This is a genomic window from Pseudomonas asplenii (assembly GCF_001293465.1).
Taxonomy (GTDB): Bacteria; Pseudomonadota; Gammaproteobacteria; order Pseudomonadales; family Pseudomonadaceae; genus Aquipseudomonas; species Aquipseudomonas fuscovaginae_B.
The window spans coordinates 115,968-129,652 of sequence record NZ_JSYZ01000015.1 but is presented as its reverse complement, the minus strand read 5'-3'; the positions used below and the strand labels follow the sequence as shown (position 1 = coordinate 129,652).

Annotated in this window: 10 protein-coding genes; 2 read left to right on the top strand and 8 right to left on the bottom strand. The window is 62.6% G+C overall.

Annotation, left to right across the window (positions count from 1 at the left end):
• Positions 1-3: 3 nt before the first annotated feature.
• Entirely contained in the window at positions 4-1,368 is a 1,365-nt protein-coding gene (locus tag PF66_RS19345; protein WP_054063555.1) for a GTPase/DUF3482 domain-containing protein, read from the bottom strand.
• The gene (locus PF66_RS19340) at positions 1,361-2,740 is read right to left on the bottom strand and encodes a DUF2868 domain-containing protein (RefSeq protein WP_054063554.1); all 1,380 of its coding nucleotides are present in this window, start codon (positions 2,738-2,740) and stop codon (positions 1,361-1,363) included. Before PF66_RS19340 ends, PF66_RS19345 begins: the two co-directional genes overlap by 8 nt.
• Before the next feature lie 83 nt (positions 2,741-2,823).
• Between PF66_RS19340 and PF66_RS19335 the strand changes: the two genes are divergently transcribed.
• Entirely contained in the window at positions 2,824-3,336 is a 513-nt protein-coding gene (locus PF66_RS19335) for a dihydrofolate reductase (RefSeq protein WP_054063629.1), read from the top strand.
• Between the two features lie 107 nt (positions 3,337-3,443).
• On the opposite strand, the gene PF66_RS19330 is transcribed toward PF66_RS19335, so the two are convergent.
• Complete coding sequence (locus PF66_RS19330) at positions 3,444-4,835, bottom strand: L-cystine transporter (RefSeq protein WP_054063553.1); 1,392 nt, start codon at positions 4,833-4,835, stop codon at positions 3,444-3,446.
• Positions 4,836-5,078: 243 nt separating this feature from the next.
• Here PF66_RS19330 and PF66_RS19325 point away from each other — a divergent pair, with 243 nt between their 5' ends.
• Positions 5,079-6,134 carry a phosphorylcholine phosphatase gene (locus PF66_RS19325; protein WP_054063552.1) on the top strand — a complete coding sequence of 352 codons (1,056 nt, stop codon included), beginning with the start codon at positions 5,079-5,081 and terminating at the stop codon, positions 6,132-6,134.
• Between the two features lie 70 nt (positions 6,135-6,204).
• Here PF66_RS19325 and ilvD read toward each other — a convergent pair whose 3' ends face one another.
• The 5 genes from ilvD to PF66_RS19300 all read right to left on the bottom strand — a co-directional run bounded on the left by ilvD (position 6,205) and on the right by PF66_RS19300 (position 13,633).
• Positions 6,205-8,052 carry a dihydroxy-acid dehydratase gene (gene ilvD / locus PF66_RS19320; RefSeq protein WP_054058392.1) on the bottom strand — a complete coding sequence of 616 codons (1,848 nt, stop codon included), beginning with the start codon at positions 8,050-8,052 and terminating at the stop codon, positions 6,205-6,207.
• Between the two features lie 246 nt (positions 8,053-8,298).
• A complete protein-coding gene (locus PF66_RS19315) occupies positions 8,299-9,501 on the bottom strand; it encodes an MFS transporter (RefSeq protein ID WP_054063551.1) in 1,203 nt (400 codons plus the stop codon).
• Between the two features lie 280 nt (positions 9,502-9,781).
• Entirely contained in the window at positions 9,782-10,963 is a 1,182-nt protein-coding gene (locus PF66_RS19310; protein ID WP_054063628.1) for an MFS transporter, read from the bottom strand.
• Positions 10,963-12,054: a SagB family peptide dehydrogenase gene (locus PF66_RS19305; protein WP_054063550.1), complete on the bottom strand. Its 1,092-nt coding sequence runs from the start codon at positions 12,052-12,054 to the stop codon at positions 10,963-10,965. The genes PF66_RS19310 and PF66_RS19305 overlap by 1 nt, the downstream gene beginning before the upstream one ends.
• Before the next feature lie 382 nt (positions 12,055-12,436).
• On the bottom strand, positions 12,437-13,633 hold the full coding sequence (locus PF66_RS19300) for a class I SAM-dependent rRNA methyltransferase (protein WP_054063549.1): 1,197 nt from the start codon (positions 13,631-13,633) through the stop codon (positions 12,437-12,439).
• Positions 13,634-13,685: the final 52 nt, after the last annotated feature.

Genomic DNA, 13,685 nt, shown 5'->3' with positions numbered 1-13,685 from the left:
CCGTTACAGGTCTTGCTGCAGCGTCTCGATCTGCTCCTGGCGTTCCGCCTGGCTCAGCTTCGGTTGCGGGTTCAGCGATGACCACTGCGGGTGGGCCCGTGCCTTGTGCAGGGCGGGCGGCAGCTTGCCTTCGCGCCAGGTCGTGTCGGCGGGCGCTGCCAGTTGGATGCGCTCCAGCGCCGCATGCCCCCGGGCCTCCAGTGCCAGCAACAATTGCCGCTGACGTAGCGCGAGCAGGCGCAGCACGCTGTCGTCGAGCGTCAGCTCGCGCTGGCCCTTGAGCTTGCCGAGCAGGCGGTTGCCGTAGCCGCGGGCGGTCTGCAGGGCACCGCCGGCGATGGCGCCGGCCAGGGCGGCGGCCCCGAGTGTCAGGCCGCCGACCAGCAGGTCGACGCCGGCTCCCGCTGCGGCGCCGGCGGCAATCCCGCCGCCGACCTTCACGCCCAGTTGCTTGAGGGTTTCCGGGTTGAACAGGTCGTCGCCCCAGCGCCCGTCGAGCAGCGGCAGGTCGCTGGCGGTCGCGTCGTCGCTGCGAAAGGCGTAGAGCTTGAGCAGCGCCTCGACGCAGCGTTGCTCGCGCTGACGCACCGCCTGGCGCAGTTCGGCGATGGCGTTGCTTTCTGCCGTGGCATCGCCGGCCACCTGGCGCCGGCAGGCGGCGCAGTCAATCAGCAATTCGGCGATCAGCCGGTTGGCGCCTTGCCGGCGTGCCTGGCGTTGCGCTTGCAGGTCATGGACCAGGCGTTCCAGCTGCGGCCGGGAACCTTCCAGCAACAGCGCGAGGCTTTCGTAGAGGCGGCGCTCGCCGTCCTCCGGCGGTGCGACGCTGTCGAAGCGCACCAGTGCGTGCAACCCCAGGCGGGCCAGGGCCTGGCGCCAGTCGTTCTCACGCTGGGCGGCACTGCCGACGAAGTTGAGCACCGGCAGCAGCGGTTTGCCGCAACTGGTCAGCACCGACAGTTCGTCGCGGTACTTGGCCAGTACCGGCTCGCGGGCATCGATCACGTACAGTCCCGCATCCGAGGCCAGCAACTGGCGCAGCACCTTGGCTTCCTGTTCGAAACGCTGCCGGGCCTCGCTGCCGTCGAGAAAACGGTTGACGCGGGCCGGGCCGTCCAGGCGCTCGCCAGGCCGGTCAAGACGTTCGAGGTAGTCGAGCAGGGCGATGGCGTCTTCCAGGCCGGGGGTGTCGTACAGCTCCAGCAGCGGTTCGCCGTCCACCGACAGCCGCGCACCCTCGACATGGCGGGTGGTGCTGGGGCGATGGGAGACTTCGCCGAAGCCGACGTCCCGGGTCAGGGTACGCAGCAGGGAGGTCTTGCCGACATTGGTGTGGCCGACCACGGCCAGTTTCAGCGGCTTAGTCATGGCCGGTCTCCAGCCACATAAGCGGAGCGCTGTCGGCGAACGGCAGCTCGAGCTGTCGCAGGGCGTTGTGCCAGTCGCCGAGGCGGTCGGCGTCCAGCGCCTGGCCGGGCGGTGCCTGCAACAGCCAGACGCGGGTGGCGGCGGCACTGCGGGCCAGTTCGGCGATCAGCGCAAGGCTGCCGCGATCCGGCGAGCGCCGTGGGTCGCAGGCGATCGCCAGGCGGGCCGGCGGGAAACGGGTCAATTGTTCGAGCAGTTTCTGCCGGGATTCGCGGCTGTCGAGAATTCCGGCGTCGCGGACATCCTTCGGCAGGGCGGGCGGCCAGGGGCGCTGGTCGTCCAGTTCGACGGCCACCAGCAAGGCGCCGGCGCTGTCCTGGTCGGTCACTCCGGCCTCGGCATTGGGCAACTGTGCGGGCGCGGCATCGTGGATGCCCAGGCGTTCGCTGCTGGGCATCAGGCGTTCGCGCAGGTGGGCGTAGCCGGGCAGGTTCGGGTCCAGTGCCAGTGCACGCACACCGCTGCGCCAGCGCCATAGACACAGCAGCGCCAGCAGCAGGCGGGGCAGCAGGCCATAGACCAGCAGCCCCCCGACCAGCCAGCCGGCCCAGGCCTGGCGGGCGTTTTCCAGGTCGAGAGCGGCATTGCCGCTGGCGCGGATCATGGCCTCGCCGGGTACGCTGAAACCCAGCAGCGCGGGCAGGGCGCCGAGGCCCTGGGTCAGGCCGACGAAGGTGTCGCCGCCGAGAATGGTGGTTTCCCAGACGAAGCCATAGCGCCGGGTGGCAAGCAGCGTCAGCAGCACCACCAGCGCACAGGCCAGGGCCAGCAGCCACAGGCCGTGGACGACCACGCCGATGGCCCAGCGGTTCAGGCGTCGGCGTTGCAGCAGGAGCACCAGTGCCGGCACCAGTTGTACCGTTTGGGCATCGCGGGCGAGTTTTTCGCTGAGCCACAGCCACAGTCGGCCCAGGCTGGCGCCGTGACCACCGGCGAAGAACAGGCCCAGGGCCCAGCTCGCCAACAGCAGCAGGTTCAGCCCGAGCAGGCTGCCCAGGGCCCAGAACACGTTGACCGGCAACTGGCCGTTGCCCAGGGCGGCGAAGGCCAGCCCGGCGCCGCTGAGGATCACCAGTACGGCGAGCAGCAGCAGGGCCAGGCGCGCACCCTGCAACCAGTGGTGCAGGGCGGCGAGCTGGCCGTCGCGCTCGGCGAGCCAGAGCGCGCGGTGCTGGATGCGGGTCGCCAGGTCGCCGCCGGCTGCGCGGGCGCGACGATTGGCTTCGAGGTCTTCCAGTGGCCCGGCCTGTTCTTCGCGCAGGCGCACGGTTTCGGTCAGCCAGAGGCGTTGCAGGGGAGTCGGTTCAGTCACGCGCCATCCTGTTGCGGGGGAGTGCCAGAAGCATAACCGCTGCGGCTAGTGCCTGCACCCGCGTGTCGGGTATCCTCTTCGGCATGAAAACCAAACTTCCCCTCAGCCTGATCGCGGCCCTCGCGGAAAACCGCGTGATCGGCGTCGACAACAGCATGCCCTGGCATTTGCCGGCGGATTTCAAGTATTTCAAGGCCACCACCCTGGGCAAGCCGATCATCATGGGGCGCAAGACCTGGGACTCCCTCGGTCGGCCGTTGCCGGGGCGGTTGAACCTGGTGGTCAGCCGCCAGGCCGGACTGCAGTTGGAAGGTGCCGAGGTGTTCCCGTCGCTGGAGGCCGCGCTGGTGCGGGCCGAGGCGTGGGCGCTGGAGCAGGGCGTCAGTGAACTGATGCTGATCGGTGGGGCGCAGCTGTATGCCCAGGGGCTGGAGCAGGCCGATCGCCTGTACCTGACCCGGGTCGGCCTGAGCCCGGCGGGCGATGCCTGGTTCCCGGAATTCGACCTGAACCTGTGGCAGCGGGTTTCCGACGAGCCGCATCCGGCGGAGGGCGACAAGCCGGCGTTCAGCTTCGAGGTGTGGGAGCGGGTCTGAGGGATTGTGCCGAGCGTCACCACCCGGCAGGTTTCCCACGCGGAGCGTGGGAACGACCCTCTGCACTGCGATGCCTGGCGATAGCCTCTGCTAAGACGATGCAGGGCTCAGGCCTGTGCCAGCTCCGCATGCTCATCGGCATCCAGCAGGCGTTTGTCGGTCTGCTTCATCATCTGGCTGGTGAGGGTGCCGGCGGTCATCGAGCCGCTCACGTTCAGCGCGGTGCGGCCCATGTCGATCAACGGTTCCACCGAGATCAGCAGCGCCACCAGCGACACCGGCAGGCCCATCGCCGGCAGCACGATCAGCGCGGCGAAGGTCGCGCCACCACCGACGCCGGCCACGCCCGCCGAACTCAGGGTGACGATGGCCACCAGCGTGGCGATCCACAGTGGGTCCAGCGGGTTGATGCCGACAGTCGGTGCCACCATCACCGCCAGCATTGCCGGGTACAGGCCGGCACAGCCGTTCTGGCCGATCGTCGCACCGAACGAGGCGGCAAAGCTGGCGATCGACTGTGGAACTCCCAGGCGACGGGTCTGCGCCTCGATGTTCAGCGGGATGCTCGCGGCACTGGAGCGGCTGGTGAAGGCGAAGGTCAGCACGGGCCAGACCTTGCGGAAGAAGCGCAGCGGGTTGACCCCGGCCAGTGACAGCAGCAGGCCATGGACCACGAACATCAGCCCCAGGCCGAGGTAGGAGACCACCACGAAACTGCCGAGCTTGATGATGTCCTGCAGGTTGGAGCCGGCCACCACCTTGGTCATCAGGGCCAGCACGCCGTAGGGGGTGAGCTTCATCACCACCCGTACCAGGCGCATCACCCAGGCCTGCAGGGTGTCGATGGCGTTGATCACCTTCTGGCCTTTTTGCACGTCATCCTTGAGCAGTTGCAGGGCGGCGATGCCGAGGAAGGCGGCGAAGATCACCACGCTGATGATCGAGGTCGGCTTGGCCCGGGCCAGGTCGGCGAAGGGGTTCTGCGGAATGAACGACAGCAGCAGCTGCGGCACGTTGAGGTCGGCGACCTTGCCGGCGTAGTCGCTCTGGATGGTCTGCAGGCGGGCCATCTCCTGGGTACCGGCCACCAGGCCTTCGGCGCTCAGGCCGAACAGGTTGGTCAGCAGGATGCCGATCAGCGCGGCGATGGCGGTGGTGAACAGCAGCGTGCCGATGGTCAGGAAGCTGATCCGGCCCAGGGCCGAGGCATTGTGCAGGCGGGCCACGGCGCTGAGGATCGAGGCAAACACCAGCGGGATCACGATCATCTGCAGCAACTGCACGTAGCCGTTGCCCACCAGGTCGAACCAGGCGATGGAGGCCTTGAGCACCGGGTTGCCGTCGCCGTAGACGGTATGCAGGCCAATGCCGAACGCCACGCCCAGGGCCAGGGCGAACAACACCTTGCGGGCCAGGCTCCAGGAGGTATGGCGGGTTTGTGCCAGGCCCAGCAACAGGGCGAGGAACACCAGCAGATTGAGAATCAGCGGCAGGTTCATGAAGACTCCGGAAACAATGAGTGCCAATCACTCTGGGGCGGTGATTGTGAACCGTTCAGCCTAACAGCTTGATATATATAGATTTAATATCTAAATGGAATGTCGACTGTCGCTTTTGGAATAAGCCGATGACGCTGGGGCGTATGCCGGTGGCGGGATCAGGACGCGGGCGGTCGTCCTCGGATGAGAACTGTCATACGGATTTGTTAGCGTCACAGACTTTCATCCAGGAAGATCCCGCCCATGAAATTCGCCCCCAAACTCCTCGCCGCCGCACTCTGCCTGGGCCTTGCCGGCCAGGCCTATGCCACCGAGCTCAAGCACTGGCCGCAGGATCAGGCCAAGAAACTGGAGGCGATGATCGCCGCCAATGCCAACAAGGGTAATTTCGCGGTGTTCGACATGGACAACACCAGTTACCGCTACGACCTGGAAGAGTCGCTGCTGCCGTACATGGAGAACAAGGGGCTGATCACCCGCGATACCCTGGACCCGTCGTTGAAGCTGATCCCGTTCAAGGACACCGCCGACCACAAGGAAAGCCTGTTCAGCTACTACTACCGCCTCTGCGAAATCGACGACATGGTCTGCTACCCGTGGGTGGCCCAGGTGTTCTCCGGTTTCACCCTCAAGGAGCTCAAGGGCTACGTCGACGAACTGATGGCGTCGGGCAAGCCGGTGCCGAGCACCTATTACGATGGCGATGTGGTGAAGAACATCGAGGTGCAGCCGCCGAAGGTCTTCGCCGGCCAGGTCGAGCTGTACAACAAGCTGATGGAGAACGGTATCGAGGTCTACGTGATGACCGCCGCCTCCGAGGAACTGGTGCGCATGGTCGCGGCCGATCCCAAGTATGGCTACAACGTCAAGCCGCAGAACGTGATCGGTGTGACCACCCTGCTCAAGGACCGCAAGACCGGCGAGCTGACCACCGCGCGCAAGCAGATCAGCGCCGGCAAGTATGACGAGAAGGCCAACCTCGGCCTGGAACTGACTCCGTACCTGTGGACCCCGGCGACCTGGATGGCCGGCAAGCAGGCGGCCATCCTGACCTATATCGACCAGTGGAAAAAACCGGTACTGGTCGGTGGCGACACCCCGTCCAGCGATGGCTACATGCTGTTCCACAGCGTCGACGTGGCCAAGGGTGGCGTACACCTGTGGGTCAACCGCAAGGACAAGTACATGAACCAGCTCAACGGCATGATCAAGAGCAATGCCGAAGCCCAGAAAAAGGAAGGTCTGACGGTGACGGCGGACCAGAACTGGGTGATCGTCAAGCCGGAAGAGATCCAGTAAGACCGGGTTGCTCCGAGCAGGCAGTAAAAAGCCCGGCACTTTGGCCGGGCTTTTTGTTGGACGACGGTGCTTACGGCACCAGCTTGTCGAGCATCGCCTTGTCGCGCACCGCGCCCTTGTCGGCGCTGGTGGCGAGCAGGGCGTAGGCCTTCAGCGCGCTGGTGACCTTGCGTGGACGCTGTTCGGCCGGTTTCCAGCCTTTCTTGTCCTGCTCGACACGGCGGGCCGCCAGTTCCTCGTCGCTGACCAGCAGGTTGATCGAGCGGTTCGGAATGTCGATCAGTACCTTGTCGCCATCCTGCACCAGGCCGATCGCGCCGCCGGCAGCGGCTTCCGGGGAAGCGTGGCCGATGGACAGGCCCGAGGTGCCGCCGGAGAAGCGGCCGTCGGTCAGCAAGGCGCAGGCCTTGCCCAGGCCCTTGGACTTCAGGTACGAGGTCGGGTAGAGCATTTCCTGCATGCCCGGGCCGCCTTTCGGGCCTTCGTAGCGGATGATCACGATGTCGCCGGCCTTCACTTCGTCGGCCAGGATGCCGCGCACGGCGCTGTCCTGGCTTTCGAAGATCTTCGCGTTGCCTTCGAACACCAGGATCGACTCGTCGACACCGGCGGTCTTCACCACGCAACCGTCGAGGGCGATGTTGCCGTACAGCACGGCGAGGCCGCCTTCCTTCGAGTAGGCGTGCTCGACGCTGCGGATGCAGCCGTTCTCGCGGTCGTCGTCGAGGGTCTCCCAACGGGTCGCCTGGCTGAAAGCGGTCTGGGTCGGGATACCGGCCGGGCCGGCCTTGAAGAAGGTGTGCACCGCTTCATCGTCGGTCTGGGTGATGTCCCAGTGGGCGATGGCCTCGGCCAGGCTCCTGCTGTGGACGGTCGGCAGGTCGGTGTGCAGCAGGCCGCCACGGGCCAGCTCGCCGAGAATGCTGATGATGCCGCCGGCACGGTGCACGTCTTCCATATGGTACTTCTGGATGTTCGGCGCGACCTTGCACAGCTGCGGCACCTTGCGTGACAGGCGGTCGATGTCGCGCAGATCGAAGGCGACTTCGGCTTCCTGGGCGGCGGCCAGCAGGTGCAGGATGGTGTTGGTGGAACCGCCCATGGCGATGTCCAGGGTCATGGCGTTTTCGAACGCCTTGAAGTTGGCGATGCTGCGCGGCAGTACCGAGTCGTCGTTCTCGCCGTAGTAGCGCTGGCACAGCGCGACGATGTCGCGACCGGCGCGCAGGAACAGCTGTTCGCGGTCGGCGTGGGTGGCCAGGGTCGAGCCGTTGCCCGGCAGGGCCAGGCCCAGGGCTTCGGTCAGGCAGTTCATCGAGTTGGCGGTGAACATGCCGGAGCACGAACCGCAGGTCGGGCAGGCGCTGCGCTCGTACTCGGCAACCTTCTCGTCAGAAGCGTTGGAGTCGGCGGCGATGACCATCGCGTCCACCAGGTCCAGGCCGTGGGAGGCCAGTTTGGTCTTGCCGGCTTCCATCGGACCGCCGGAGACGAAGATCACCGGGATGTTCAGGCGCAGGGCGGCCATCAGCATGCCGGGGGTGATCTTGTCGCAGTTGGAGATGCAGACGATGGCGTCGGCGCAGTGGGCGTTGACCATGTACTCGACGGAGTCGGCGATGATCTCGCGGCTCGGCAGCGAATAGAGCATGCCGTCGTGGCCCATGGCGATGCCGTCATCCACGGCGATGGTGTTGAATTCCTTGGCGACGCCACCGGCGCGTTCGATTTCGCGGGCGACCAGTTGGCCCATGTCCTTGAGGTGGACGTGACCGGGTACGAACTGGGTGAAGGAGTTGGCGACGGCGATGATCGGTTTCTTGAAGTCGGCGTCTTTCATCCCCGTGGCGCGCCACAGGGCGCGGGCACCGGCCATGTTGCGGCCGTGGGTGGATGTTTTCGAGCGGTAATCAGGCATGGAGCACTCCGGGCGGCTAATCAGGTAACAAGTGGGGAGTGAGCTTCTATTGACCCTCGGGAACACCTGGAAAATGGCCGTGTGTCCGAAAGCTGCCGACAACGGCACGGGATCGCCGTGCGTCTCAGCCTGAGCTCATAAACCCGCCGGGGGATGACTGGCGATGAATAGGACGATTCTACACCGCTGGCGGCTGGAAGGAATGGGGCGCGGTGTTGAGAGTGGTATACGAGCAAGCGTTGCTTTTCACTCCATGATTGCTTGTGCAGGGCGTTGGACCAGAGCATTCAGGCCTAAACCGACAATGCTCAAGAGTAGAAAAGTCCAACCCAGAGTCGATAGCAAATCTGTAGCGCTGAAATTGATTAGCATGCTGATCAGCCCCCCACAGATGAAAATCAGCGTGTTGCCAACGGAGGCGCTGGTTCCCGAATGGTTGGGAAAACGCTCCATTGCCTTGGAGGTCGCTGCGGGTCTGGTTGTCGTAATTCCCACTGTGCAAATGACCATTGGTAATAGTATGTCTAACGGAGATGTGCTGAATCGACTTGGTATATAGATCAGTAGCAGTCCGGCAGTGGACACCATACAAAAACCTATGGCGATCTGGGTGCTGATAGTTGTGCGATTGCTAACAACTCTAGCCAGAGTTCCACCTACTGCATAGGCGACTCCGTATAATAGAAGGATTGCTGAAAATTGATATTGGGAAAGCTGCAGCTGCTCCATGAAGATCAGTGGCGAAACCACTATAAAGGAAAAGTGACAGGAAAACGCAATGGCGGCTATAAGCCAATAACCGAAGAATAATTTATCCCTGCAAATATGGCTGTAAGATCTTAAGATCGAGTACTGAGTGTTTTTTTTCGTTGAGTCGTCTTTTAGGGTTGAGCAGGTTTTAATAAAAACAACGGCGGCTACAACAAAAAAAAGATAGAAGCTGCCTCTCCAGTCTAGTAATTCTTGGAGAATGCTGCCAGCCAGCGGTGAGATGGATATGAACACTCCACTGGCGGTGACAATCATAATTCTCAGGCTGTCCCGTTCTTTCCCTTCAAACAGATCTTGAACCAGCGCCTGAGAGAGAACAAAACAGCCACATCCCAGTGCCTGAATTATACGAAATAGAATGAAAATTTTATAATCGCTGGAAAGCGCGCACCCCATGGCTCCTATCATTGATGCGATCATTCCCAAGAGTAGGAGGTTTTTCCGACCGGTTCTGTCCGATAAGGGCCCAATGAGTAGCTGGGAAAAAGATATTCCGATGGCAAACAGGCTTATGGAGAGAGCAATGTCGGCGGATGGCCGATTGAAGTGTAGCGCCATCGCGGGAACGGAGGGCAGCAAAACATCAATCGGAAAGACACCAAGCAATACCATGAGTAAAAGTAGCGAGATGACAGATTTCTTGTTGGTGTTTTCTGTGATCGTTTTTTGGTCAGTCATCTAGTAGTCCTATTTTTTAAAGTCAATTTTATTTTCTATTTTGGAAGGCGCCAGATTTTTTTGGTGATTAACCACGCGGAGTAATTTGGTAGGGTGTTTCTATGAGTTTTGTAGGCATGATCGCTGTGAAGTAGAGGGTTGCGTTGATAGCTGTTTTTGGCGGTGGGTATTATGTTTATTTAATAAAGATTATCTGTAGAGGTTTTGCAGCGAGGGTTTAATTCCAGGAGCTTCAAGCACCCAGTCCTCGATGTGCGCAGTGGTGGGTCGATGAGAGCGCTCAGTGTTCAGCCTTGGCGCTGCTCAGCAGGCCGAGCAGGCTGCAAATGACGAAGCCCATGCCGAGGGTCGGCAGCAGCAGGACGTCGCTCCTGGCCAGCAATGCGCTGCTGGCGGCGGCTGCCAGAAACATGAGGGTGTTGCCCGCCGACGCCGCGGTGCCGGCGTTCGCCGGGAACAGCAGCATCGCTGCGGAGATCGCCGTCGGGCGGGTGATGCTGACCGCCGCGGCACTCAGGCACATCGGCAGCAGCAGGCTGGCGGTGGAGACCAGCCCCAGTTGCAGGGTCAGCAGCAGTGCCAGGCCGGCGGCACCCAGCAGGAGCAGGCCGATATCGATCTGCGCACGCACGCCCAGGCGCTTCTGCAACCGGGTGGCCAGCACGCCACCCAGCAGGTAGGCAGCACCATAGATCAGCAGCACGATGGCGTATTGGTATTCGGAGAGGCGCAAGCCGTCCATGAAGATCAGCGGCGAGACGCTGGTCAGGGCGAAGTAGGGGCAGAACACCAGCGCCGCGATCTGCCAGTAACGACGGAAGTCGCCATGGCCGAGGATCTTGCGCATCGACTGGCGCGGCGCCGGACCTTGCGTGGTCCCGGTTGCGGAGCGCCGAGGCAGCGCCCGCAAGGCCAGCAGGAAGAGGCCGGCAGCGACCAGGGTAAAGGCATGGAAGCTGCTCCTCCAGCCGAAGCTGTCCAGCAGCCAGGAGCCGAGCAGGGGTGAGAGGGCGACGAACAGGCCGCTGAAGCTCATGTAGAAAATGCGAACAGGGATGCGTTCCTGCGGCTCGAACAGGTCTTCGACCAGCGCCAGGCCGAGGACGAAGAAGCCGCAACCCAGTGCCTGGACGCTGCGAAAGAACAGGAAGGCGACGAAGTCCGTGGCCAGGGTGCAGCCGATGGCACCGATGCAGGAGAGGGTGAGGCAGGCCAGCAGCACCTGCTTGCGTCCGAACCGATCGGAAAGTGGCCCCATCACCAACTGCGAGACGACAAAGACCAGGGTGAACAGGCTGACCGTCAGGGCGATGTCGGCGGTCGAGGTGGCGAATTGCTCCGCCAGGGCTGGAAACGCCGGCAACAGAACATTGAGCGGGAAAAAGCTGATCAGTGATATGCCGGTGACCAGCAGCAGTTGGGGGCGGCTCGATTGCCGGATGCTTGTGTCGGTCGACGCCATCATTGGCTTCCCGATGGGGTCTTGAGCAGTTCCTGAAGTTCGTCGCAGATCGATTCGCCATGGCTGTAGCCGGCACCGACGAACAGCAGTGGCTGTTCGCTCAGGTCCTCCAGGCGCAGTGCCTGCTCGATCTTCTGTTCGCACAGGGCGGCGGTTACCCAGGTCTTCAGGCCCAGGGCGGTGGCGGTAAGCTGGAAGGTTTGCGATATATGCCCGGCTTCCAGCAGGGCGACGCGATAACCCTGGGAATGCGGATACTTCCACCACATTTTGTCGAATCGGCAAGTAATGAATATGCCGAATGGCAAGTTTTCGATAAAGTGCTGGCCTTGCACTAAAGTGGCCAATGGCACGCCGAGGCCTCTTATAAGTGTCAGTGCATGTTTGTCAGGGTGATAATAATAAAAACCCGGTCCGATATCGTCGACATTACGGATATAAAGATAACCTTCGCTGCAATTGAGGCCGCCGCCCGATGGGCTGCTGCGACGTGCACGAAAGTCTTCCGGTATGCAAGGGTCAGTATCCAGTTCGCGTTCCCTCAGATAACCCAGGGAAAGATAAAGAACCGTGCTGAGGTGTTCGAGGGAAATACGCCAGTCGAAAAACTTGCGGCAGGTCTTGCGTTGCAGGAGCACGCTGGTGAAGTCGACGCTGTTGCTCTCGCCATGACCCGGCAATGGCGGCGGAAGGTGGATCATGTCCTGGTGCAGAACGGTGGCATGGCGGTGGGGCGGTGGCTGCTGGCGCTGCATGACTTCCCGGCAGTGGGCAAGGTAGTCCCGTGCCCATTGGACACTGTTGTCCGGGGTGTTCGCCTGCGGCAGGTCGCGGGTGCCGACATGGAAGATTCTCGACAGGTCGTCCCAGCCCCAGTGGTCGTTGGGAAAGGGGTTTGCGCTGATGATGCCGGTGCTCACGAAGGTCGAATCGACTGGATGGTGCGGATCGAAGCGGGAGGGCTTCTCGACCAGTTCGGTCAGCCGGTCGGCATGGTGTTTATCCATCGAGTACTGTTCATGGGACTTGTAGTTCCAGATGACAAGTGCAGGTGGCTTTATCAGGATGAACAGGTCGGGATTGATATGCATGAGTCTGTGCCCGCTTTTCGGTTTTCAGGCTGGATCGAAGATGGGGGAATCGACCCAGCCTGTCTCGGGTTTATTTCGACGTTCCGAGCATCGCGTGATGGCCTGCGGATACTTTATGTTCAAGTTTTATCTTTTCCATGCTTGTGCCTCCTTTCTGTTTATATCGCCTCGATAGTGGGCGATTAATCAGATAATAGGCTCATGAAGAAAGTTGGCAATGAGCAGTTGTGTAGGTTATGTCCGAGTTATATGTCGGTCATATCCAGTTAATTGCGGTGGGCGAGCACTTTCGGGAGGGCGAGTGCCGCAGGAGTTTCAACTGGGGCGGAAAGTGGCCGGCCAGGCGCCACCCGCCCTGGGTACAGGGCGGGGCGCCAGCCACTCAGCTGTTGGGCAGCAGGCGGCAGGTGATGCTCTTGATGTAGCGGGTTTCCGGGATCGCCGGATGCACCGGGTGGTCCGGGCCCTGGCCGCCGCGTTCCAGCAGCTGGATATTGCGGTCCAGGTGGCGGGCGCTGGTCAGCAGGATGTTCTGCAGGTCGTCTTCCGGCAGGTGCATCGAGCATGAGGCGCTGACCAGGATGCCGTCCTTGCTCAGCAGGCGCATGGCCTGTTCGTTCAGGCGACGGTAGGCGCCCTCACCGTTCTTCAGGTCCTTCTTGCGCTTGATGAACGCTGGCGGGTCGGCCACGATCACGTCGAAACGCTCTTCGGCGGACTTCAGCTCCTTGAGGGCTTCGAATACGTCGCCTTCGATGCAGGTCAGCCTCTCGGCGAAACCGTTCAGTGCGGCGTTGCGCTCGACGCCGTCGAGAGCGAAGCCCGAGGCGTCGACGCAGAACACTTCGCTGGCGCCGAAGGCCGCGGCCTGCACGCCCCAGCCACCGATGTAGCTGAACAGGTCGAGCACCCGCTTGCCCTTGACGTAGGGTGCCAGGCGCGCGCGGTTCATGCGGTGGTCGTAGAACCAGCCGGTTTTCTGGCCTTCCATCACCGGCGCCTCGAACTTCACGCCGTTCTCTTCCAGGGCAACCCACTCCGGCACCAGGCCGAACACGGTCTCGACATAGCGCTCGAGGCCCTCGGCATCACGCGCCGCCGAGTCGTTCTTGAACAGGATGCCGCTGGGCTTGAGTACCTGGACCAGCGCGGCGATCACGTCGGCCTTGTGCTGTTCCATGGTCGCCGAGGCGAGCTGGACCACCAGGATATCGCCGAAACGGTCGACCACCAGGCCCGGCAGCAGGTCGGAATCGCCGTACACCAGGCGATAGAACGGCTTGTCGAACAGCCGTTCGCGCAGCGACAGGGCGACGTTGAGGCGGTGCACCAGCAGCGACTTGTCCAGTGGCAGGCGGGCATCGCGCGACAGCAGGCGGGCGCAGATCAGGTTGTTCGGGCTCATGGCGACGATACCGAGGGCCTTGCCGCCGGCGGCCTCGAGAATGGCCTGGTCACCGGCCTTGAAGCCGTGCAGCGGGGTTGCGGCCACGTCGATTTCGTTGCTGTAGACCCACAGGTGGCCGGCGCGCAGGCGGCGGTCGGCATTGGCTTTGAGGCGCAGGCTGGGCAGGGACATGACGTCGCTCCGGGAAAAAAGAGCGGAATTATAACGGGAGTTGGCGTTCACC

What these genes read in the sequence shown, in the direction of transcription:
- PF66_RS19345 (WP_054063555.1), bottom strand. Translation starts at nt 1,368, where the DNA reads ATGACTAAGCCGCTGAAACTGGCCGTGGTCGGCCACACCAATGTCGGC.
- PF66_RS19335 (WP_054063629.1), top strand. Translation starts at nt 2,824, where the DNA reads ATGAAAACCAAACTTCCCCTCAGCCTGATCGCGGCCCTCGCGGAAAAC.
- PF66_RS19330 (WP_054063553.1), bottom strand. Translation starts at nt 4,835, where the DNA reads ATGAACCTGCCGCTGATTCTCAATCTGCTGGTGTTCCTCGCCCTGTTG.
- PF66_RS19325 (WP_054063552.1), top strand. Translation starts at nt 5,079, where the DNA reads ATGAAATTCGCCCCCAAACTCCTCGCCGCCGCACTCTGCCTGGGCCTT.
- ilvD (WP_054058392.1), bottom strand. Translation starts at nt 8,052, where the DNA reads ATGCCTGATTACCGCTCGAAAACATCCACCCACGGCCGCAACATGGCC.
- PF66_RS19315 (WP_054063551.1), bottom strand. Translation starts at nt 9,501, where the DNA reads ATGACTGACCAAAAAACGATCACAGAAAACACCAACAAGAAATCTGTC.
- PF66_RS19310 (WP_054063628.1), bottom strand. Translation starts at nt 10,963, where the DNA reads ATGGCGTCGACCGACACAAGCATCCGGCAATCGAGCCGCCCCCAACTG.
- PF66_RS19305 (WP_054063550.1), bottom strand. Translation starts at nt 12,054, where the DNA reads ATGCATATCAATCCCGACCTGTTCATCCTGATAAAGCCACCTGCACTT.
- PF66_RS19300 (WP_054063549.1), bottom strand. Translation starts at nt 13,633, where the DNA reads ATGTCCCTGCCCAGCCTGCGCCTCAAAGCCAATGCCGACCGCCGCCTG.